Origin of the sequence: Kocuria sp. CNJ-770, assembly GCF_001942375.1 — a bacterium.
In the GTDB taxonomy this organism is placed as follows: Bacteria; Actinomycetota; Actinomycetes; order Actinomycetales; family Micrococcaceae; genus Kocuria; species Kocuria oceani.
The window spans coordinates 1-21,250 of record NZ_MKJW01000118.1 but is presented as its reverse complement, the minus strand read 5'-3'; the positions used below and the strand labels follow the sequence as shown (position 1 = coordinate 21,250).

Sequence of the window (21,250 nt, the reverse complement as noted above, 5' to 3'; positions counted from 1 at the left end):
ACGAGCGGCTGCCCGCTCGCCTGGTCGCCGAGATGATCTTGGCCTTGCGGGAGGTGCGCGTGATCGAGTGGTCCGGCACCAGTCGCAGGGCTGACGACGACTCCGGCTTCCTGGCGGTTTATGACGAGGAGACGGGCATCTACGAGTCCCTCTCCGGCAACGACTCTCTGACGCGACTCGTCCACTACCTCGAGCCTACGGTCGACAGCAGGGGCGTGGTTGAGGTGAGGAACAGGCTGCGCACGGGGAGCGGAGAAGGGGGACTCGGCAGGCAGAGGGGGGACTCAGCGGGAGGGGCGTGGCGGGGAGCTGGGGTGTGCGGGTGTGCAGGTGTGCGGGGGCGGCGGGTGCTGGGCGGGGAGCCGGCCACCGCACGCGAGTACCCTTGACGGGTGGCACATCTACTCGGCGGCGAGAACCTGCACCTCGAATTCCCCACCAAGACGGTCTTCGACTCCGTCAGCCTCGGCATCGACGAGGGCGACCGGATCGGCATCGTGGGCCGCAACGGCGACGGCAAGTCCACGCTGATGAAGCTGCTCGCCGGGCGGCTGAAGCCGGACGGGGGCCGCGTCACCGTGCGCTCCGGCGTGCGGGTGGGCATGCTCGACCAGGCCGACGTGCTGGACCCGGGGCTGACCGTGGGGCACGCCGTCGTCGGGGACCGCGAGGAGCACGAGTGGGCCGGGGACGCGAAGGTCCGGGACGTGATCGCCGGGCTGGTCAAGGACCTGGACTGGGACGCCCGGATCGGGGAGCTCTCCGGCGGGCAGAAGCGCCGCGTGGCGCTCGCCGCGCTGCTGGCCGGGGACTGGGACGTGATCTTCCTGGACGAGCCCACCAACCACCTGGACGTGGACGGCATCACCTGGCTGGCCCGCCACCTCAACAACCGCTGGCCCAAGAACCAGGGCGGGCTGGCCGTGGTCACCCACGACCGCTGGTTCCTGGACGCCGTGTGCACCGACACCTGGGAGGTGCACGACCGGATGGTCGAGCCCTTCGAGGGCGGCTACGCGGCCTACGTCCTGCAGCGGGTGGAGCGGGACCGGCAGGCCGCCACCGTGGAGGCCAAGCGGCAGAACCTGATGAAGAAGGAGCTCGCCTGGCTGCGCCGCGGCGCCCCGGCGCGCACCGCGAAGCCCAAGTTCCGCATCGAGGCCGCCAACCAGCTGATCAACGACGTCCCGCCGCCGCGCGACACCGTGGCGCTGTCCCAGCTGGCCGTCTCCCGGCTCGGCAAGGACGTGGTGGACCTGGAGAAGGTCTCCGTCTCCTACCCCACCGAGGACGACGGCCCGCGGGAGGTGCTCCGGGACGTCACCTGGCTGATCGCCCCCGGCGAGCGCACCGGCATCCTCGGCGTCAACGGCGCGGGCAAGTCCACGCTGCTGGGCCTGGTCACCGGTGACGTCCCGCCCACCAGCGGGCGGGTCAAGCGCGGGAAGACCGTGCGGATCGCCACGCTGACCCAGCAGCTGTCCGAGCTGGAGGACGTGGCCGAGGACCGGGTCTCGGACGTGGTCGCGTCCAAGCGCACCACCTACCTCGCCGACGGCAAGGAGATGACCCCGGGACAGCTGCTGGAGCGGCTGGGCTTCACCAACGAGCAGCTGGCCACCCCCGTCAAGGACCTCTCGGGCGGGCAGAAGCGGCGGCTGCAGCTGCTGCTGATCCTGCTCGACGAGCCCAACGTGCTGATCCTCGACGAGCCCTCCAACGACCTGGACACCGACATGCTCGCGGCGATGGAGGACCTGCTGGACACCTGGCCGGGCACCCTCCTGGTGGTCTCCCACGACCGCTACCTCCTGGAGCGGGTCACCGACCAGCAGTACGCCGTGATCGACGGCCGGTTCCGGCACCTGCCCCGGGGCGTGGAGCAGTACCTGGAGCTCGCCGCCCAGTCGCGCACCGGCACGGCCGCCGGCTCGGCGAACGCCTCGAACCCGCTGGCGGCCACGGGGGCGTCCTCGAACGGGTCCAAGGGGGCGACGGCGCAGGGCGCGCCGAAGCTCTCCGGCGCCCGGGCCCGCAGCGCGCAGAAGGAGGTGAGCGCGATCGAGCGGAAGCTGGAGAAGCTCACCGCGAAGGTCGACACCATCCACGCGGAGATGGCCGCCCACGACCAGTCCGACTACACCGGCCTGGCGGGCATCACCGCCCGGCTGACCGCGGTCCAGGACGAGATCGAGGAGCTCGAGCTGCGCTGGCTCGAGCTCTCCGAGGACCTGGCCTAGACCGGTGGCCGACCCCGAGCGGGAGGCCGTGGCCCTGCTGACCGGCCCCCGGATGAGCCCGGTCCTGGAGCAGGTGCTGCGCCCGGCCGGGCTGGACGCCGACCGGTGGACGCTGCGGCGGGTCCACCACCGCCCCGGGGTGGGCGCGAGCGCCATCTTCGACGTCGCGGCCCGGGACGGGCAGCGGCGGGTCGCCGAGGTGGTCTGCGTGAGCACCACCGCCCCTCCGCGGGAGGCCGTCGAGCACGCCGGCGGCCCGCTGCTGGTCGCGCACGAGGGCCTCGCCCTGACCGCGTGGCGGCATCCGCACGACCCCTGGCTGCCCGGGCTGGCGTGGGCGAGCTCGCCCGAGGCGGTGGGGCGCACGGTCTTCGGCTCCGCCGTGCCGGCCGAGCTCACCGCGATCTCCTACCGGCCGACCCGCCGGGCGGTGCAGCGGGCCACCCACGACTCCGGGGTCCGCTACCTCAAGGTGCTCCGGCGCGGCCGGGCCGCCGCCCTGCACGGCCGGCTGCGGATGCTGCTCGACGCCGGGCTGCCCGTGCCGGCGCCGGCGGGCGAGCCGGTGCAGGAGGTGGTGGTGATCCACGAGCTGCCCGGGGCTCCCCTGGCGAGCGCGGTGCGGGAGGACGGCGCCGCCGCGCTGCGTCCCGAGCACGTCCTGGCGCTGCTCGACGCCCTGCCCGCCGCGGCCGCAGAGCTGCCGCGGCGGGCCGGCTGGACCGACCGGGTGCTGGACTACGGGCACGCGGCCGCCGTCGCGCTGCCCGAGGAGCGGGAGCGGGCCGAGCGACTGGCCACCGCGATCGAGGACGCCCGCGGCACCACGGACCCGGGCCCGGCGGTGCCGGTGCACGGGGACCTCTACGAGGCCAACCTGCTGGTGGGCCCCGACGGGCGCGGGCGGTTCGGGCCGCTGACGGGACTGCTCGACGTCGACTCTGTGGGACCGGGCCACCGGGTGGACGACCTCGCCTGCCTGGTCGCCCACGTGGCCGTGCTGCCCACGGTCAGCGACCGCTACGGGCACGCGCCGGCCACCGCCGAACGGCTGCTGGCCGGTTTCGGGGACGCGGTGGATCCCGCCGCGCTGCGGGTCCGCTGCGCCGGGGTGGCCCTGTCCCTGGTCGCCGGCGCCCGGCGCTCGGGCGGCCCGCCGGACCGGGCCCGCCGGCGGCTGGAGATCGCCGAGCGCTTCCTCGCCCAGGCCGACCAGCGTTCGGCGGGCTGAACACACCGAGCCGAGCGCGTCAGGTCCAGTTCACCGTGCTCGGCACACCGGCCTCGGCACGACGGTTCGAGCACGACAGGCCCAGCACGACGAGCTGGACATGACGGGCCCGGCAGGACGGCGGTGGCGGGAGCTGGTCCCGCCACCGCCGTCGTCGTTCCTCCCCGGGCTATCCGTCCGTGGATTCCGTGGTCTCCGCGTCCTCCGCGGAGTCCGGTGCCTCGGTGCCCGGTGCGGCGTCCAGCCGGTAGGCGTCGGAGAAGTCCAGCTCCCAGACTGCGCCGCCGCCGACGGCGCCGAAGGGGTTCTGCGGGCCGGCCTCGATGCCCTCGGCCGTCGCGACGCTGTTGACCGCTGCGTAGACGTTGCCGTAACCGTCGGCCGCCAGGCCGGCCGGGAGCGGGACGTCGACCGCCCAGCGCGCCGGGTCCTCGTGGTGCCGGTGCAGGACGACCACCTGACCGGGGACCTCCCCCGGGGTGGACGGCGCCTCGTCCGCCGGGGTCTCCCCGGGGGGCTGCGGCGGCGTGGGTCCGAACAGCTGCGAGACGTACAGGTGGTCGTCGTCCACGGCCACGCCGGTCACGGCGGTGAAGCCGTCCCAGCGCTCCAGCTCGACGCCGTCCGCGGAGAACTGGACGACCGAGGCCTCGCCCGGCCGGACGGAGCCCAGACCGCCCACGTAGACGTTCCCGTCGTCGTCGGTGGCGAGGGACGTGGGCACGAACTCGGCCGGCCCGGCCGGGTCGTCCGTGCCGTCGGCGAGGGCGGTGGTCGGCCACGTGGCCCACGCGGTGATCTCGTACTCCGGAGGGGCGTCGTCCGTGGCGGTGGAGAAGTCCGGCTCGACCTTCCACACCGTGTTCGCCCCGGCGTCCGCCACGAGCGCGTAGCCGTCCGGCGATGCGTCCTCGTCCTCGTCCACGTACAGCACCGCGTACGGGTTGGAGTCGACCTGCGCACCGTCCGGGTTGAGCTCCTCCTCGGCAGCCTGCAGGTCGGCGTACGGGATCAGATAGGACGCCCCGTCCTCCTCGGTCCCGGCCACGAGCATCGACCCGCCCCGCGCCTCGGGCACCGCGAGGTCGAAGCGCGCCGGGTCGTAGCCGGCGACGAGGTACTGCCCCTCCACATCCGTGGCGTCCGCGCCGGCGGGCCCCTCCGCGAAGGACCCGTCCGGACCCGCCACGGACAGCAGTCCCTCGACCACGGAGGTCACCGTGGGCGTGTGCCGGTGCGGGTCCCCGATCAGCGTGACCGCCCCGGTCGCCCCCGCACACCTCATGTCGACACAGTCCGGACCGCCGCGCCCCGCCTCGGCCACGACCAGGGAGTCGTTTCCCCGGCCCCAGTTCAGCTGCCGCGGGTTGTCCAGGCCCTCGGCGACGACGCGCGGCCCCAGCGGCCGGTCGCCGTCGTGCGCGGTCGCCGCCGGCACCGCACCGGCCAGCACCACCGCCGCCGTGACGGATCCTGCTCCCAGTCTGTTCATGACCCACCCCCGGTCAAAGTTGCCGCACGCCAGCCGTGCGACAGGCCCAGGCTAGGACCGACGCGCGCGGAACGGCCCGCAACAGCGCCAACCGTGACCGGCTCTTGACCTACCTGCAGGTAGACGGCGGGGACGCGTCACGAGCGGCCGCATCCTTGACACGCTCCCGAGCCCCGGCGTGCACTCGACAGCATGGAGGTCCCACAGCCGTTCCGCACCTCGCCCACCACGCTCCTGCTGCGGCTGGCGCTCGCCCTGGCCCTCACGCTCACCGGGCTGCTGCTCGCCGCCCCCGCCGGCGGAGCCGCCGAGATCCGCAACGACGAGACCGTGCGGGTCGCCGAGGGCGAGGTCGTCGACGACGACCTGTACGCGGCCGCCGGCGAGGTCGTCGTGGACGGCACCGTGCGCGGTGACCTCGTGGTGGCCGCGGGCCGGGTGACGGTCAACGGCACGGTGGAGGGCGACCTCCTGGCCGCGGCCCAGACCATCGTGGTCGAGGGCACGGTGGGCGACGACGCCCGGGTCGCCGGTCAGGCGCTCTACTTCGGGGACGGGGCCCGCGTGGCCGGGGACCTCGTGGCGGCCGGCTTCAGCCTGCAGACCCGCCCCGGCACCGAGATCGGCGGGGACGTGCTCCTCGGCGCCTACCAGGCCCTGCTCGCGGGCAGCATCGACGGGAGCGTGACCGCCGGCGCCGCCGGACTCGCCCTGGCCGGCGCGATCGGCGGGAGTGTGCAGGCCGACGTCGGCAGCGACGACGACGTCGAAGCCGCCTGGGCGCCGGCCACCCAGGTGCCCGTGCCCCCGGTGGAGGGAGGCCTGACGCTCACCGACGAGGCCCGCGTGGCCGGGGACCTCTCGTACCGGTCGGCCGCCGAGGCCTCGATCGCCCCGGGCGCCGAGGTCACCGGGGAGATCTCCTACGAGCGGGTCGTCGTGGACGACGCCGAGCCGGCCGGGCCCACCGGGCCGCTGGCCGTGCTGCTGTCCGGCCTGCGCCTGTTCGTCACGCTGCTGCTGGCGGGGCTGCTGGCGCTGTGGCTGATCCCGCGGACCGTGACGGGAACGGCCTCCGTGCTGCGGACCCGTCCCCTCCTGAGCCTCGGATGGGGCGTGCTCGCGATCGCCGGCACCGCGGTGGCGGCGCTGGCGCTCCTGGTCGTCGCGATCCTGCTGGGCATCGGCCTGGGACTGCTGACCCTCGGCGGGCTGGCGGCTGCGGTCGTGGCCACCGGCGTGGTGCTCCACGCCGTGCTGGTGCTCGGCCTGATCCTGGCCATCGCCCTGCTGGCCCCGGTGGTGGCCGGCCTCACCGGCGGCGGCCTCCTGTTCCGGGACCCCGCCCCGGCGCGCCTCGGCAAGCGCGCGGGGGCCCTGGCGCTGGGCCTGCTGATCTACGTGCTGCTGCGGGCGGTGCCCTACCTCGGGCCGGTGGTGGCCCTGCTGGTGGCGCTGTTCGGCGTCGGCGCCCTGGCGGTGTGGCTCTGGGACGTGCTGCGCCGCCGCCGGGCGCACCGGCGCGGTCGGGCCGCGGGGCTGCCGCCGGGCGGGACCGCCGGACCGGGTGCCGGAGCCGGCGCGTACCCGCAGGCCGGAGTCACCCCCTACCCGCAGGCCGGAACCACCCCCTACGCGCAGGGCGGTCCTGGCTCCTACCCGCAGGACGGTCCCGGTCCCCACGCACCGGCCGGCGCCGGCGCGTATCCGCCGAGCGGCGCGCAGCGTCCTCCGGCGGGCGGTGACGTCCCGCCCGGAGGCTCGACGTCGGCCCGGCCGCCGTGGGCGGCCGGCGATCGCGGTCCCGGGCCCGGTCCGGGCGCCGACCCCGACACCCGGACCTGAGCAGTCCAGCCCTGCGCAACCCGGCCCTGCGCAACCCGGCCCTGAGCGACCCGGCGCGGAGCGGTCAGGCGGCCGGCAGTGAGAGCGCCTCCAAAGCGGCGCGCAGCTTCGTGGAGGACGTGTGCACCGTGTACGGGAAGTACACGACCTCCACGCCGACCGCCGCGAACTCCTGCTCGAGCCGGTCCCCCTTCGGGGTGCCGCGCCAGTCGTCGCCCTTGAAGAACACATCGAAGCGGAGCTCCCGCCACGTGTCCATCTTGTCCAGCAGGATCTCGGCGTGGACCTGGTCCACGTAGCGGATGTGCTCGACGATCTCCATCCGCTCCCGCAGGGAGACCACCGGGCGATGGCCCTTGGTGATCTCGATCAGGTCGTCGGAGACCACCCCGGCGATCAGGTGGTCGCAGTGCTGCTTCGCCTGGCGCAGGATGTTCAGGTGTCCCACGTGGAACAGGTCGAACGCACCTGCCGCATAGCCGAGCCTCGGCCGCCTCGTGCCGTCCGAGCCCGTGCTGTTCGTGCTGCTCGTGCTGCTCATGCTGTGCGCTCCTTCTCGGCCAGGGCGCCGGGTCCCCGCAGGACTTCCGCGCCGACGGTTCCCCCGAATCGTCCGGAGGAGGGCGGGGCCACCGCGTCAGCCACCTGACGGCCGTAGACCCGCGGATCGTGCCGCCGGCGTGCCACGGGCGCGTCGGCGGCGGACGCGGCCCGGAACCGCGGCCAGTCGGCGGCCACCGCCGCGAAGGCGTCGGCCAGCTGTGCGGCCGCGTCCGGGGCCATCGTGTCCGCACCGGCCACGCAGGAGTAGTCGCCCACGGCCTCGCGCAGTCCCGTGTGATCGGCCACCACCACGGGACGGGCCGCCAGCACGGCCTCCACGGCGGTGTTGCCGAAGGCCTCGGTCACCACGGGCGGGATCACCACGACGTCGGCCGCCTCCAGCCACGGCCACACGTCGGCGTGGAAGCCGCGGAAGCGCACCCGGTGGGACACCCCTGCGGTCTCGATCGCCCGGCGCAGCCGCTGCTCGTACCACTCCTTGCCCGGAACCACGTCCCCGACCAGGTCGAGGACCGCGTTGACGCCGCGCTCCTCGAGCAGGCGCAGTGCCTCCACCACCAGGTGGACGCCCTTGCGCTCGGACAGCCGTCCCACGTAGACGATGCGCAGCTGCCCGTCCAGATGCGCGCGCGCAGGCCGTGGGTCCGCGGGCCCCGCCACCCCGTTGAGCACCACGGTCGACCGCCCGGCGAGCCGCGGCACCGCCTCGACCAGGCACGCGAGCGTGCACTCGCTGTTCACGAGCACCCGATGAGCCGGAAGGACCGGCAGCGCCAGCCCGAGCCGGATCGGGGCCGGCATCTCGAGCTCCGCCTCGTGGACGTGGACGACCACGTGCGCCCCGGCCCATCGGGACAGGAGCGGCCACACGGGAAGGACCTCCGTGCTGACGTACACGGCGCGCGGCCGCAGACGGCGCATCGTCCGCAGCGCGGGCCGGAGCCCGGCCACGGTGTCGCGCACGAGTGCGGGCCAGTTCCGGGGTTCGAGGTGGCGCTTCTCGAGCACCAGGGAGAAGACCTGCTCGACGCGCGCCCCCGCTGCCAGGAGCAGCGGCACCAGCGGGCCGGGTCCGGGAACGGCCACGACCACGTCGCCGTGGGCGTCGACCAGCTGCCGGACGGACTCGAGCAGCATCCGGTCGGCGCCGTAGAGGTCGGAGCTCGGGTGGACCACCAGGACGGGCCCCTCGTTCCTGGTACGGGTGCGCCGGGTCATCCGAGCCTCCTCATGTCGTTGAACCACTTGGGCAGGGCCAGGGCGGTGTGCCCGGCCAGGGCTGTGCACAGCAGGGTGTAGACGAGCACGAACGCCTCGGTCCACCCCAGCAGCACGAAGGACAGGCACACGACCCCGTAGTCGACGGCCAGCAGCACCACGGAGCGCATCGGCCGGAACTGTCCCGGCCGGCGCAGCGGCACACCCCTGATCTGCTTGAGCGAGTCGTTGAGGATGATGGTGAAGAAGGCCACGTTGTCCAGGGCCAGGAACGCCAGCGGGACGAGCAGCCACGTCTGCGGGACATCGAGGAACCGAGCCGCGGCCACCAGGACCGCGATGTGCAGCAGAGAGATCTTGGCGCAGTCGATGACGTGGTCGAGCCACTCTCCCGCCGCCGAACCACCGCCGCGCAGCCGCGCCACCTGGCCGTCGGCGGAGTCGAGGGCGTAGCCCAGCGCCAGGAGGAACGCCACCAGCACCCCGGACCACATCGTGGGTGCAACGAGGGCGAGGACCAGGATGCCGGCGGCCGAGCAACCCGCGCTGATGCCGGTCACCTGGTTGGGACTGAGCCCGGCGCGGTGAGCGGCCGCGGCCAGCAGCCGCCCCGCCGGCCGGTTGACGAACACGGAGTACGCGGGCGCCCCCGCGGCGCGGCCCTTCTGCGCCGCGGCGAGCTGCGCCACGGTCTCCCAGTAGGTCGGGGCGCCCGGTCGCTCGGAGGTCGTGGTCACGGGACCCGCACCTCCTCGGCGCCGGTCACGGCCGGGGCCGGCGCCCCGGCGCGGGTGAGGGCGGGCACGCCCTCGGACGTCCGCCGTGCCGTCGGGTCGGAGGCCCACACGCGCCCGGTGCGACGGCCCGTGGCGGAGCCCCGGGTCGTGGTGCCCCGAGCCAGAGCGCGGGCCAGCTGCTCGTAGCCGTCCGTCACGCGGTCCCAGTCGTAGCGCTCGCGGACGCGGACCGCCAGTCGTTCACCGCGGCGGACCTGGTCGACCGGGTCGGCCTCGGCCTCCGCGAGCAGCGAGGGCAGGTCCTCGGCGGCACCGAAGTACCGGGCATCCGCCCCGAGGACCTCACGGTTGAAGACCACGTCGTAGGCCAGCGTCGAGGCGGCCGCGCCCATGGCACGGAGCAGGGACGGGTTGGTCCCGCCCACGGAGTGCCCGTGCACGTAGCTCAGGGCGTTGCCGTACAGCTGGTTCAGCACCTCCTGGTCCCACACGCCCCCGAGCAGCCGGATCCGGGGGTCGGCGGCGGCCGTGCGCTCGATCCGGTCGATGTAGTCGGCGGCGTAGGGCGCGGTGCCCACGACCACGAGCGGCAGGGCCGCCGAGCTGCGGTGGTAGCCCTCCACGATCATCTCCACGTGGTTCTCCGGCTCCAGGCGGGCGACCACGAGGTGGTAGCCGTGCGGGGCCAGACCCAGTCCCGCGAGGGCATCGGAGCCGATGCCCTCCAGAACGGGAGCGCCGTAGGACAGCATCGTGGTGTCGACCCCGAACTCCTGCCGGTAGTAGTCCTGGATCCCGATGGCGTCGGCGATCAGCGCGTCCGCCCAGCGGACGGACAGCGCCTCGGCACGCCGGTAGTAGGCGCGACCCACGGGTCCCCACTTCCCGCGCTTCCAGTCCAGACCGTCCACGTGGACGGCCACCGGGGTGCCTCCGCCGCGCAGCAGCGGCAGCAGCGGGGCGTTGGCCGGGTTGAACACGAAGTTCACGTCCGTGTCCCGCCGCACCAGGTGCCGCAGGCCGGACATCGTCGTGTGGCTGAGCGTCTCCACGGCCTTGCCCCGGATCGCCGGCAGGTGCACCAGGCGCATGCCGCGGTGCGTCGCCGGATCCGGGGTGCCCGGGTCGCCGCTGAGCTTGGCGGCGTTGCCGCGCCGGCAGTGCACCACGACCTCGTGTCCGCGCCCCGCCAGGCGCGAGCCGATCTCCTCGATCGCCGTCTCGAATCCGCCGTAGGCGGCCGGAACCCCCCTGGTCCCGATCATCCCGATGCGCAGCACGCCGGCCCCGCTGCCCTGGCCGGTGGCCCGGCCGTTGTTCTCCTGCATGGTCTCTCCCCCCTGTGGTGCTTCCTGTCCGGAAGCCGGGCGGCCGTCCCCACGGTCGCCCGTTGCTGATGGTGCGGTGCTCCTGGGGTCCTTCCGCCGACACCTCCCGGGTGCCGGCGGAAGGACCCTCCGTGCGGCGGCCGGATCAGTTGGCCGCCGCGGAGCCGGTGGTGCGTGCGGTGAAGCGGTTGACGCTCAGGGTCCCCGGGGCGTTGGTCGCGGACCCCGAGACGTAGTAGCCGAGCTGGAACACCCCTTCTCGCTGCAGGCTCGCGGTGGAGTCCTCCACCTGGACCTGCCAGTCCTGCGGTTCCGCGGTCCCGGTGGCCCACACCTTCGCCCGCAGCACGGTCCCGGCCCCTGCAGGGACCGTGACCGTCTCGAGACGCACGTTGAGCTCCTTGTCCCGGGCCACGGACAGACCCGTCAGCGGCACGCTGCGCAGGACATCCTCCTTGCCCCCGGCCGAGCGGGTGAGCGACAGCTCCGACGTGGCTCCCGTGCGGGCCCGTAGCGTCGCGGCGTAGAACTCGCTGCCCGACCGGCGCGACTGCACCGAGAAGTACCCGCCGCCTCCGGTGGGCGCATCAGCGAACCGCACCGCGGTCCGCACGTCCGAGTCCTGGGCGCTGAGCCCGTTCAACCGCGCCGAGGCCGAGGCCGAGGCCGCCGACCACGCGATCGACCCGGCGCCGTCGGCCGTGGACATCGTGGCCTTGGAGGACCACGGGCTCCACGCCATGCCCTCGCCCGGAGACCCGAAACCGGTCCCCGTGCGGTCGAAGGAGTCGTCGACCAGCACGCCCGGCTCCGCCGGCTGCTCGGGCTCGGTGACGGCAACGGAGCGCGTGGCGGTCCCGGTGCGGCCGTCCGCGTCCCTGACCGTGAGCTTCACGGTGTAGGTCCCGGCCTTCGCGTAGTCGTGCGTCACCGTGTTGCCCGTGCCGGTCTGTCCGTCGCCGAACTCCCACGTCCAGGACGCGAGGGGCGCGTCGCCCGGCTTCGAGCCGGAGGCGTCGAAGGCCGCGGTGAGGCCCGTGGTCCGGTGCGCGATGGATGCAGTGGGCGGAACGGCCTCGGACTGTCCACCGCCGGCCGCGTCGTAGTGTGCACGGATCCGGTCCGCAGCCAGTGCCTTGCCGTAGACGGCCGTGTCGTCGATGTCGCCCGTGAACTCTCCGGTCGCCCCGGCACCGGTCCACGTCGCGGACACGGCACCGCCGATGCGCCACATCCCGTCGTAGTACTGGGCGGACGTGGCCTCCGTGTTCTCTGCCACCTTCGCGCCGTCCACGTAGAGCGCGAGCCCGTCCGCGCCGAGCGACATGGCCACGTGGTGCCAGGCACCGTCGTTGTAGGCCTTGTCCGAAGAGGCCTTCACGGCCCGGTCCGGGTAGACGCCGGCGTGCAGCCGTCCGTCGGGCCCCATCCACAGGTGCCGGTCGGTGCTCCGGGCTCCGCGGACCACCTCGCTTTCGAAGCCAAGGATCCGTCCGCCTGCCGTGGTCGTGGTCTTGATCCACGTCTCGGTGGTGAAGCTCTGGGGTCCCAGCTCCTGCTGCGTCGTGGACGCGGAGCCCGCAGGTTTCGTGGTGTCGGTGCGGGCGAACCGGGTCGCCTGGTCCGAACCCTGCACGGTGCCCGCGACGGGTCCGGTGACCTGGCCGTCGGCCGTCAGCCCGGCGCCACCCGCCACGTCGACCAGTCCGGCGTCGAGTGAGCCCATCCGCCAGTAGTGCGTCGGGGCGTCCTGGAGCACCGAGCGCGTGTACCCGGTCGGTGCGGCACCTCCGGCCGCGGTGACCTGCACCGGGGACGAGGCGACCGTGCGTCCGGTCGGGTCCACGGCCACGACCTGGTACGTGTGCTGCTTGCCGGCCTGTGCGGTGGAGTCGGTGTAGGCCATGCGCGCGCGGTTGTAGAACCGGTGCCGGCCCTTGACCTCGCCGACCGGCTGGGCGGTGTTGCCGTCCCGGACGATGCGGTAGGTGAGGTTCTCGTTGTCCTGGTCCGATGCTGCGGTCCAGGCCAGGCTCACGGTGCCGCCGCTGTGGGACGACGCGGTCAGCCCCATGTCGGTCCCGCCCGGCCGGGGACCCACGGCGTTCGGTGCCTTCGCCCGGGTGGAGAAGCGGACCAGGCCCTGCTGGCCCTTGCCGTTGACCCGCGGGAACTCCCCGCCCATGATCACGTAGTCGCCCGCGGCCTCGGCGGTCCAGGCGGCCTGGTACTGACCGGTGTAGGAGCCCCCCTCGAGGTCGGGGAACCAGTTGAGCATGCTCGGGGCCGGGTTGCCCGAGAAGTCGAAGTACTCGTCCCGTGTGCTGCCCAGCACCCCGGTGGCCTCTTCGCTGAAGGCGTTGGCCCGGTAGAAGGTGCGTGGACGGCTGTCCGTGAACTCCCCGAGGGACTCGCAGTTGTGGGCGTGGTTGGCCACGTACACGACCCCGGAGTGGGGCACGACGTCGTAGGAGTCCCCGTGGCAGTCCTCGAGCCACTCGATGCTGCCGTCGGCCCAGGACGCCTTGAAGGTCCCCTCGAAGTTGGAGTTGCGCAGCCAGGTCCAGCCGGTGCCGTAGACGTACTCGCCGTCGGTGGTCAGCGCAGAGATGCCGCCGTCCCCCACGCCGTTCCGCACCGTGGAGCCGACCTTCCACGGCCGGAGGCTGCCGTCCGTGGTCGAGATCGCGCCCATGCCCATGCCCGGGTCCGAGGAGTTGTTGAGCCGTTCGAAGTCGCCGCCGACCACGACCTTCCCCCCGTCGGGGGAGATGACCATGGAGTCCACCGGGCCGTCCGCGACGGGCGTCCACGGCCGCAGCTCACCGCTGCGGGCGTCCACGGCCGCGAGACCCCCGCGGGGCTGGTTGCCCACGGCGCTGAACCAGCCGCCGAAGTAGACGGACTTCCCGTCGGTCACGATGGCGTTGACCCTCGAGTCGGGGACCGGCCGGAAGCTGGGGTCCACCGCGCCCGTGGTGGGATTGAGGGCGGCGATCCGGTAGCGGGTCTCCCCGCTGATCTCCGTGAACGACCCGCCGAGGTAGAGCAGCTTGCCGTCGGGGCTCGCGGTGACGGTCTTGACGACCCCGTTGGCCGTGGGCGCGAACTCCTTGATCAGCTCACCGGTGTCGAGCCGGTAGGCGAGGACGTTGGCGCGCGGGGTCTCCTGCTGCCCGGCCGCAACGCCCGCAGGGCGCGCCGAGGTGAACTCGCCCACGGCGTAGACCGTGTTGCCGACCACCTCTTGGTCCCACACGACGCCGTTGATCTGGACGGTGGGCAGTGCGTCCGCCGTCACGGTGGGAGGCGTGCGGGGGTCCGAGGGATCCGCCGGGGCGGAGTCCGCGTAGGCAGGCGCGGGCGCCAGCGCGCCGACGACCAGGAGCAGGCCGCAGGCGGGGACCAGGATTCTTTTCATGCGGTGACCTCCGAGGTCGTGGTGTGCGGTGCTGGGGCGGGGCTGCGGGCGGGCTTTCACGCGCCCGCTCCCTGGTCGTGCGCCCGGCCGGCGAAGACCGCGGCCGGGTCGGTGGCGCGATAGGAGGCCGTGATCACGACATCCTCCCGCTGGTCCTCGGGAACGAGGAACGTGTAGGTGCCGGAGACGGTCTTCCCGGGCGCGACCTCGCCGGGCAGGCCGGCGTCGTCGGGCTGGCGGGAGGGCTCCCCCGGGCGGTCGTCGGGGCCGTACGTCAGGGTGACGCTGCTCCCGATGGTCGAGACCGGGGAGTCCGTCGCGTTGCGCACCGTCACGACCACGGTGATCGCGGGCCCGGACATCCCGCCGGGACCCATGCCCTCCGCCTGGACGGCCTTCGTGGACTCGACGGCGATCTCCAGGCCCTTCGCGGGCTGGACGGGCTCGTCCAGCCCGACGGTCTCGGTGGTCGAACGCTCTTCCTTCCCGGTGCCGCCGCCCTCGACGACGGCCGGCTCGCCGGGCTCTGCCGGCACCGCGACCCGCACCGGCTCTTGGGCCTCGTCCGTCGCCTCCTCGGACACCGCGTCGGACGCCTCGTCGGACGCCTCCGGAGCCTCGTCCGGTCCGCGGTCCTCGGACGCGGAGGCGTCCGGCGTCTCGCCGGCCGACGCGCCGGACCCGGAGGTCCCGGTGGTGGCCTCGACGGCGGATGCGCTTCCCGTTCCCGCGTCCGCGCAGCCGTACAGCGAGGCGGCCAGGACGAGGGCCAGCCCGCCGGTGCCCAGCCTGCGCAACGGGGAGCCGGAGCGCGGGACCGTCCGGTCCGCGTCCGGTGCCCCGCCGGATCGTGAGGTGCTTGTCATGGTGATTCCCCGATCGTTCTGCTCCGGCCGGGCGCCGCCCCGGACGATCGGACGCCACCCCCGTGGCCGGTCCTCGTCCGATGCGGTGCCTACCCGCCGGAATCCCCCCTGTGGTCCACCGGGGAACCCCTTCCCCGGTGCGTGCAGGCGAAACCGCGAACTTCCGGGTTCCGTGCGCCTGCAGTTGTGGAGGACGTTAGCAGTGGCAATTCATTGCATCTGTATCTTTTCTGTCCCCTTTTTTGCTATTGCACATGCTCGGGACACCACCTCGGGAAGGGTGCGTCAGCCGCACGCCACGTCGTGGTGCGCCGGCAGGTGGACGGGGCATGACTTCCGGTACCGGCCTCCCGGCTCCGCCCCGGACGTGCACCCTCCTCTGACATGGGCGCTGTGTTCTCACAGCACGGAACAGACCCCGCCGGAATCCCGGCGGGGTCTGTCGAGGAGGTGGAGCGGCTCAGTCGCGAGGTCTCCCGGTCGCGCCGTCCGCATGGAGATGTGTCCCCAGAAGTTCCATATGATCCCGGGGCTCGAAACCCGTGCGGCGCAGGGCGGACAGGTCCAGGACGCTGTTGGCCGGACGCGGGGCCACCCCGGTGCGTCCGCCCACGTACTCGGCCGTGGACACGGGGACCACCCGCTCCGGGTCCGCCCCCACGCGCTCGAACACGTGACGGGCGACGGCCGCCCAGGACAACGGCTCCCCGGCCCCCGTGAGGTGGTAGGTGCCCCACGGTGCCCGGTGGTCCACGAGGTGGAGCAGTCCTGCGGCCAGATCTTCCACGAAAGTGAGCCGACCGACCTGGTCGTCCACCACGCGGGGCGAGATCCCGCGGGAGGCGAGACCGGCCATCACGGAGACGAAGTTGTGGCCTCGGCCGATCACCCAGCTGGTGCGCACCAGCCAATGCCGGGGCAGGGCCGTGACGGCGGCCTCGCCCGCGGCCTTGGACTGCCCGTAGACGGACAGCGGTGCGAGCGGCGCATCCACGGGATACGCCTCGTCGTGCGGGAGTGTGCCGTCGAAGACGTAGTCGGTCGACACGTGCAGCAGCGGCACCCCGGCGGCCGCACACGCACCCGCGAGAGCGGCCACGCCGGTGGCGTTGGCCGCCCAGGCGGCCGTGCGCCCGTCGGGGGTCTCTGCGTCGTCGACCGCGGTGTGCGCCGCCGCGTTGAGCACCGCGCGGTATCGCCGCAGGTGCTCCCCCGTGCGCAGCCCTTCGGGCCAACCCTCCGGATCGGCGAGGTCGAGCTCCGCTCGGTCCACGGCACGATGGGGCAGACCGCGGCGCTCGAGCAGCTCGACCAGGGCCCGGCCGAGCTGGCCGGTGCGTCCGACGACCAGCACGGGGGCAGGCGGGAGCGGCACGACCTCGGACAGCCGCGGGTGCCGGCGGTCCTTCTCGGACAGCTGGGCCTGCTCCAGAGGGACGGGCCAGTCGATCCCCACCGTCTCGTCGGCGAGATTCAGGAAGCTGTACTCGTCGAGGGCGTCGCCGGACCAGTGGTCGTTCACGAGGTAGGTGTACGCCGTGGCGTCGTCGAGCGTCTGGAAGGCATTGCCGACCCCCCGTGGCACGAAGACGGCCGTCGCAGGGTCGATCTCGCACGTGACCACGGTCCCGAAGGTGTCTCCTCCGCGCAGGTCCACCCAGGCCCCGAAGACCCTGCCGGTGGCGACCGAGACATACTTGTCCCACGGCTCCGCGTGGATCCCACGCGTGGTGCCGCGGCCCCCGTTGAAGGAGATGTTGTTCTGCACGGGGCCGAAGTCCGGGACTCCTGCGGCCACGGCCTTGGTCCGCTGCCAGTTCTCCTTGAACCAGCCCCGGTCGTCCCCGTGCACGGGCAGGTCGACCAGCAGCAGGCCGGGGATCGCCGTGCCTCGCACGGCCGGCTCGGACGAGCTCACTGTCCGGCCTCCGCGTACTTCGCCTCCGTGGCCGCCTTGACGGGCTCCCACCAGTCCCGGTGCTCGGCGTACCAGGACACCGTGGCACCGAGCCCGGACTCGAAGTCGGTGTAGCAGGGCTCCCACCCCAGCTCCTCACGGGTGCGGGTGCCGTCGATCGCGTAGCGCAGATCGTGCCCCGCCCTGTCCCGGACGTGGTCGAAGTCGTTCTCGTCCCGGCCCATCAACCGCAGGATCGTGCGCAGCACCGTGAGATTGTCCAGTTCGCCGTCGGCCCCGACGAGATAGGTCCGTCCGGGCGCACCCGCCTCCAGGATCCGCAGCACGGCCGCAGAGTGGTCCTCGGCATGGATCCAGTCCCGCACGTTGCGCCCCTCGCCGTAGAGCTTGGGCCGCACGCCCCACAGGACGTTGGTGATCTGGCGAGGGATGAACTTCTCGACGTGCTGGTACGGGCCGTAGTTGTTGGAGCAGTTGCTCAGCGTGGCCTCCACGCCGAAGGAGCGCACCCAGGCGCGGACCAGCAGGTCGGAGCCCGCCTTGGTCGAGGAGTACGGGCTCGACGGATTGTAGGGGGTCTCCTCCGTGAAGCGCTGCGGGTCATCGAGCTGCAGGTCACCGAAGACCTCGTCGGTCGAGACGTGGTGGAAGCGTGTGCGGTGGCGGCGTACGGCCTCCAGCACGGTGTACGTGCCGATGAGGTTGGTGTGCACGAACGGCCAGGGGTCGTTCAGCGAGTTGTCGTTGTGCGACTCCGCGGCGAAGTGCACCACGGCGTCCGCCGCCCGCACCAGGTCGTCGACGACCTCGGCGTCCGCGACATCCCCCACGACGAGCTCGAACCGCTGCGGATCCAGACCCGCCAGTGAGGCCTCGTTCGCGGCGTAGGTCATCCGGTCCAGGACCGTCACCCGGTGATCGGTCTCCCGCAGGACGTGGCGGACGAAGTTGGAGCCGATGAACCCGGCGCCTCCGGTGATGAGCAGATGAGACATGCCGGTGATCTTACGGCTCGCCGCGAGCCCTGGTCGGTGGGCACAACGGGGGACGCACAAAAATAACGAATCTCATACAGTTACAAAGGTAAATCCCATGGGGAAGGGGAAACGACCATGCGGGGCATCATTCTGGCAGGGGGCACCGGGAGCCGTCTGCACCCGATCACGCAGGGCATCAGCAAGCAGCTGGTGCCCGTGTACGACAAGCCGATGATCTACTATCCGCTGTCCACGCTGCTGCTCGCGGGGATCCGGGACATCCTGATCATCACCACGCCCGAGGACGGACCGCAGTTCCAGCGTCTGCTGGGGGACGGCAGCCGCTTCGGCGTGTCCATCAGCTACACCGTCCAGCCGAGCCCGGACGGACTCGCCCAGGCCTTCGTGCTCGGCGCCGACACATCGGCAACGACACCGTGTGCCTCGTGCTCGGCGACAACATCTTCTACGGACCCGGTCTCGGCACGCGGCTCCGGCGCTTCGAGGACATCACGGGGGCCGCCGTCTTCGGCTACCGCGTGGCGGACCCCACGGCCTACGGCGTGGTCGAGTTCGACGACGACCGCCGGGCCGTCTCGATCGAGGAGAAGCCCGAGCGGCCGCGCAGCCGCTACGCGATCCCGGGCCTGTACTTCTACGACAACCAAGTGGTCGATCTGGCCCGGTCGCTCCGGCCCTCGGCCCGCGGGGAACTGGAGATCACGGATCTCAATCGGCTCTACCTCGAGCGCGGCCAGCTCCACGTGCAGCTCCTGGACCGCGGCACCGCCTGGCTCGACACCGGGACCTTCGATTCCCTGGCCGACGCGAGTGCATTCGTGCGCACGGTCCAGGCTCGACAGGGGCTGTCCATCGGGTGCCCGGAGGAGGTGGCCTGGCGGATGGGCATGCTCACCGACGCCGAGCTCCTCGAACGCGCCGAGAGTCTCCTCAAGAGCGGCTACGGGGCCTATCTGCTGGGCCTCCTCGACCGGGAGCGGGTCCCCGTGGGCTGAGCAGGCCCGTCACTCCGTGGAGCGCCGGCACTCGCTGTAGACGTACCCGCACGCCCCGGAAAGCATGCTTGCTCCGCGGGCTGCGGCGATGCCGGGCGTCGGCTCGTGCACGTACCGCACCGGTCCCGTGAACGCCGGCACCAGGCCGCGGGCACCGGCTTCGGGATCGTTGTCCACGACGAGGACCTCGACGCTGTCCGCGCACCTGTCCGCCTGTCGCACGAGCAGCAGCAGGACAGCGGCCAGGTCCTGAGGAGGCCGGTACGTCAGGACCGCCACCATCACCCGGGCTCGCTCATCGGTCAGGCTGCGCACCGATCGCGCGATCCCGGTATCGCCGTGTTCCACCCGACCCCAGCATCATGTCATGTGCATCTGCACACATCTGCTGCGCATCCTGCGAGATCGTCCCGGAAGGAACGTGTCCGTGCTGCGGCGCGTCGGAGGCGCGATCAGTGCCCGGGAGCGCGCACCGCCAGCGCCGGCGCTCCCCGGGCCCTGAGCCGGTCGGCCAGGTCCTCGGCCGCGTCCGCGTCCGCCAGCAGGTGGGCCACGGTGGGCCCGGAGCCGGACACGAAGCTCGCCAGCGCACCCGCCGCCGCGCCCGCGGCCAGGACCGGTGCCAGCTGCGGGGCCAGGGAGAGGGCGGCGGGCTGGAGGTCGTTGGCCAGCAGCGGGGCCAGCTCCTCCGGCGCCCCGGCCGCCAGGGCGTGCTCGAGCCCCTCCGGCAGCCCGGGCGCCGGCACGCCCCCGGCCGCGCGCAGCCGGTCGAGTTCGGCGTAGACGGCCGGTGTGGACAGGCCCGCCTCGGCGGCCACCAGCACCAGGTGCAGGGGCGCGCCGACCGCCGCGGGCCGCAGCCGGGCGCCCGTGCCGGTGCCCACCGCCGCGCCTCCCGTGAGGGCGAAGGGCACGTCCGCGCCGAGACCGGCCGCGAGCCGCAGCAGGGCGTCGTCGTCGAGCCCGGGGACGCCGCCGGCCCGGGCCGCGAGCCGGTTCACGGCGACGAGGGCGGCGGCGGCGTCGGCGGAGCCCCCGCCCATGCCGCCGGCCACGGGCACGGCCTTGTCGATCTGCAGGTGGAGGCCGCCGGGCAGCGCGGGCAGGTGTCCGAGCACGGCGCGGGCGGCGCGGACCACCAGGTTGGAGTCGTCGGTGGGGACCGCGTCGAGGCGGAAGCTGCCGAGGGCGATCTGCTGGGCCACGAGCGAGCCGGGGACCGCGGCGACGCCCACGGTGATCCCGGTCCCCGCGGTGAGCGTGGCGGTCACGGTCTCGGTCGTGCCGACCGCGCAGTACAGACTGGCTACGTCGTGGTAGCCGTCCGGGCGCGGCGGGCCGGCGGCGAAGAAGAGGTTGACCTTGCCGGGGGCCTGGGCCTGCTCCGTGAGCATCATCGTGCTCATGCGCCGCGTGCTCCGGCGGTGAGCCCGGCGGCGGCCCCGGCCCGGGCGATCCGGGCGAAGGCGGTCACGTCCAGCTTCTCGCCGCGCTGCCCGGGATCGATCCCCGCGGCCTCGAGCAGCTCCCCGGCCGCCGCGGCGGAGCCGGCCCACCCGGCGAGGGCGGCGCGCAGGGTCTTGCGCCGCTGGGCGAACGCCGCGTCCACGGCGGCGAAGACGAGCTGCCGGTCCACCTCCGCCACCGGCTGCTCGCGGCGCACGAAGCGCACCAGCCCGGAGGCGATCTGGGGGGCCGGCCAGAACACGTTCTTGCCGATCGTCCCCGCCTTCGTGACCTCGGCGTACCAGGCGGCCTTGACCGACGGCACGCCGTAGACCTTGGACCCCGGCGCCGCGGCGAGCCGGTCCGCCACCTCCTCCTGGACCATGACCAGCCCGTGCCGGATCGAGGGGAACCGGGCCAGCAGGTGCAGCAGCACGGGGACGGCCACGTTGTAGGGCAGGTTCGCCACCAGGGCGGTGGGCTCGGCCGGGAGCTCGAGCACGCGCAGGGCGTCCTGCTCGAGCACGTGCAGCCGGTCGGCCAGCTCCGGCCGGAAGCGTTCCACGGTCCGGGGCAGCTGCGCGGCCAGCGGGGGGTCGATCTCCACCGCCACCACCTGCTCCGCGGCGTCGAGCAGCCCGAGGGTGAGCGAGCCCAGGCCCGGTCCCACCTCCAGCACCGTCTCGTGCTCGCCCAGCCGTGCGGCGGCGATGATCCGCCGGATCGTGTTGGGGTCGATCACGAAGTTCTGCCCGAGCGTCTTGGTCGGCCGGATGCCCAGCTGCTCCGCGAGCGCACGGATCTCCGCGGGCCCGAGCAGAGGGCGGGCGGCGGCTCCTGGCGGGGTGGATTCTGTCACCGGGACATCGTATCGGCTGCGGGCGAACATCTGCACCCAGTCCAGGACGAGCCGGGCCAGCAGCGCCACGTACACGAGGTGCAGGGCCAGGT

At 73.3% G+C, this 21,250-nt stretch carries 16 protein-coding genes and 1 pseudogene; 5 read left to right on the top strand and 12 right to left on the bottom strand.

Features of this window, described 5'->3' with window-relative positions; genetic code table 11:
• The 3 genes from BJF77_RS21085 to BJF77_RS14225 form a co-directional block, all read left to right on the top strand.
• The coding region (locus tag BJF77_RS21085; RefSeq protein ID WP_222845006.1) for a hypothetical protein at window positions 1–389 on the top strand (389 nt) is incomplete at its 5' end.
• Window positions 390–392: 3 nt separating this feature from the next.
• Window positions 393–2,240, top strand: coding sequence for an ABC-F family ATP-binding cassette domain-containing protein (locus BJF77_RS14230; protein ID WP_075872567.1), 1,848 nt, complete (start codon window positions 393–395; stop codon window positions 2,238–2,240).
• 4 nt (window positions 2,241–2,244) lie between these two features.
• On the top strand, window positions 2,245–3,471 hold the full coding sequence (locus BJF77_RS14225) for a phosphotransferase (RefSeq protein ID WP_083665169.1): 1,227 nt from the start codon (window positions 2,245–2,247) through the stop codon (window positions 3,469–3,471).
• Between the two features lie 169 nt (window positions 3,472–3,640).
• On the opposite strand, the gene BJF77_RS14220 is transcribed toward BJF77_RS14225, so the two are convergent.
• A complete protein-coding gene (locus BJF77_RS14220; protein ID WP_139318591.1) occupies window positions 3,641–4,963 on the bottom strand; it encodes a ScyD/ScyE family protein in 1,323 nt (440 codons plus the stop codon).
• Window positions 4,964–5,155: 192 nt separating this feature from the next.
• On the opposite strand from BJF77_RS14220, the gene BJF77_RS14215 reads away from it, so the two are divergent.
• A complete protein-coding gene (locus tag BJF77_RS14215; RefSeq protein WP_075872565.1) occupies window positions 5,156–6,808 on the top strand; it encodes a proline-rich domain-containing protein in 1,653 nt (550 codons plus the stop codon).
• Between the two features lie 64 nt (window positions 6,809–6,872).
• Here BJF77_RS14215 and BJF77_RS14210 read toward each other — a convergent pair whose 3' ends face one another.
• From BJF77_RS14210 to rfbB, 8 genes are all read right to left on the bottom strand, one after another.
• The gene (locus BJF77_RS14210) at window positions 6,873–7,349 is read right to left on the bottom strand and encodes an adenylyltransferase/cytidyltransferase family protein (RefSeq protein WP_075872564.1); all 477 of its coding nucleotides are present in this window, start codon (window positions 7,347–7,349) and stop codon (window positions 6,873–6,875) included.
• Window positions 7,346–8,590: a glycosyltransferase gene (locus BJF77_RS14205; RefSeq protein WP_075872563.1), complete on the bottom strand. Its 1,245-nt coding sequence runs from the start codon at window positions 8,588–8,590 to the stop codon at window positions 7,346–7,348. The genes BJF77_RS14210 and BJF77_RS14205 overlap by 4 nt, the downstream gene beginning before the upstream one ends.
• Complete coding sequence (locus BJF77_RS14200; protein ID WP_075872562.1) at window positions 8,587–9,327, bottom strand: CDP-alcohol phosphatidyltransferase family protein; 741 nt, start codon at window positions 9,325–9,327, stop codon at window positions 8,587–8,589. The genes BJF77_RS14205 and BJF77_RS14200 overlap by 4 nt, the downstream gene beginning before the upstream one ends.
• A complete protein-coding gene (locus tag BJF77_RS14195; protein ID WP_075872561.1) occupies window positions 9,324–10,655 on the bottom strand; it encodes a DUF1972 domain-containing protein in 1,332 nt (443 codons plus the stop codon). The genes BJF77_RS14200 and BJF77_RS14195 overlap by 4 nt, the downstream gene beginning before the upstream one ends.
• 145 nt (window positions 10,656–10,800) lie before the next feature.
• Entirely contained in the window at window positions 10,801–14,076 is a 3,276-nt protein-coding gene (locus BJF77_RS14190) for a PKD domain-containing protein (protein WP_075872560.1), read from the bottom strand.
• Window positions 14,077–14,132: 56 nt separating this feature from the next.
• On the bottom strand, window positions 14,133–14,942 hold the full coding sequence (locus BJF77_RS14185) for a hypothetical protein (RefSeq protein WP_139318590.1): 810 nt from the start codon (window positions 14,940–14,942) through the stop codon (window positions 14,133–14,135).
• Window positions 14,943–15,402: 460 nt separating this feature from the next.
• Window positions 15,403–16,860: a sugar nucleotide-binding protein gene (locus tag BJF77_RS14180; RefSeq protein WP_075872558.1), complete on the bottom strand. Its 1,458-nt coding sequence runs from the start codon at window positions 16,858–16,860 to the stop codon at window positions 15,403–15,405.
• Window positions 16,857–17,855 carry a dTDP-glucose 4,6-dehydratase gene (gene rfbB, locus BJF77_RS14175; RefSeq protein WP_075872557.1) on the bottom strand — a complete coding sequence of 333 codons (999 nt, stop codon included), beginning with the start codon at window positions 17,853–17,855 and terminating at the stop codon, window positions 16,857–16,859. The genes BJF77_RS14180 and rfbB overlap by 4 nt, the downstream gene beginning before the upstream one ends.
• Before the next feature lie 117 nt (window positions 17,856–17,972).
• Here rfbB and rfbA point away from each other — a divergent pair.
• A pseudogene (rfbA, locus tag BJF77_RS14170) lies at window positions 17,973–18,853 on the top strand (glucose-1-phosphate thymidylyltransferase RfbA).
• A gap of 9 nt (window positions 18,854–18,862) precedes the next feature.
• Here the strand turns inward: rfbA and BJF77_RS14165 are convergent.
• The 3 genes from BJF77_RS14165 to rsmA form a co-directional block, all read right to left on the bottom strand.
• Window positions 18,863–19,138 (bottom strand): hypothetical protein, encoded by a 276-nt coding sequence (locus BJF77_RS14165; RefSeq protein ID WP_075872556.1) that lies wholly within the window; start codon window positions 19,136–19,138, stop codon window positions 18,863–18,865.
• A gap of 167 nt (window positions 19,139–19,305) precedes the next feature.
• Window positions 19,306–20,259 carry a 4-(cytidine 5'-diphospho)-2-C-methyl-D-erythritol kinase gene (locus BJF77_RS14160; protein ID WP_075872555.1) on the bottom strand — a complete coding sequence of 318 codons (954 nt, stop codon included), beginning with the start codon at window positions 20,257–20,259 and terminating at the stop codon, window positions 19,306–19,308.
• Window positions 20,256–21,158 carry a 16S rRNA (adenine(1518)-N(6)/adenine(1519)-N(6))-dimethyltransferase RsmA gene (rsmA, locus tag BJF77_RS14155; RefSeq protein ID WP_075872569.1) on the bottom strand — a complete coding sequence of 301 codons (903 nt, stop codon included), beginning with the start codon at window positions 21,156–21,158 and terminating at the stop codon, window positions 20,256–20,258. The genes BJF77_RS14160 and rsmA overlap by 4 nt, the downstream gene beginning before the upstream one ends.
• Window positions 21,159–21,250: the final 92 nt, after the last annotated feature.

Coding starts and splice junctions, on each gene's coding strand:
- BJF77_RS14220 (WP_139318591.1), bottom strand. CDS start 4,963: ATGAACAGACTGGGAGCAGGATCCGTCACGGCGGCGGTGGTGCTGGCC.
- BJF77_RS14215 (WP_075872565.1), top strand. CDS start 5,156: ATGGAGGTCCCACAGCCGTTCCGCACCTCGCCCACCACGCTCCTGCTG.
- BJF77_RS14210 (WP_075872564.1), bottom strand. CDS start 7,349: ATGAGCAGCACGAGCAGCACGAACAGCACGGGCTCGGACGGCACGAGG.
- BJF77_RS14205 (WP_075872563.1), bottom strand. CDS start 8,590: ATGACCCGGCGCACCCGTACCAGGAACGAGGGGCCCGTCCTGGTGGTC.
- BJF77_RS14195 (WP_075872561.1), bottom strand. CDS start 10,655: ATGCAGGAGAACAACGGCCGGGCCACCGGCCAGGGCAGCGGGGCCGGC.
- BJF77_RS14190 (WP_075872560.1), bottom strand. CDS start 14,076: ATGAAAAGAATCCTGGTCCCCGCCTGCGGCCTGCTCCTGGTCGTCGGC.
- BJF77_RS14185 (WP_139318590.1), bottom strand. CDS start 14,942: ATGACAAGCACCTCACGATCCGGCGGGGCACCGGACGCGGACCGGACG.
- rfbB (WP_075872557.1), bottom strand. CDS start 17,855: ATGTCTCATCTGCTCATCACCGGAGGCGCCGGGTTCATCGGCTCCAAC.
- BJF77_RS14160 (WP_075872555.1), bottom strand. CDS start 20,259: ATGAGCACGATGATGCTCACGGAGCAGGCCCAGGCCCCCGGCAAGGTC.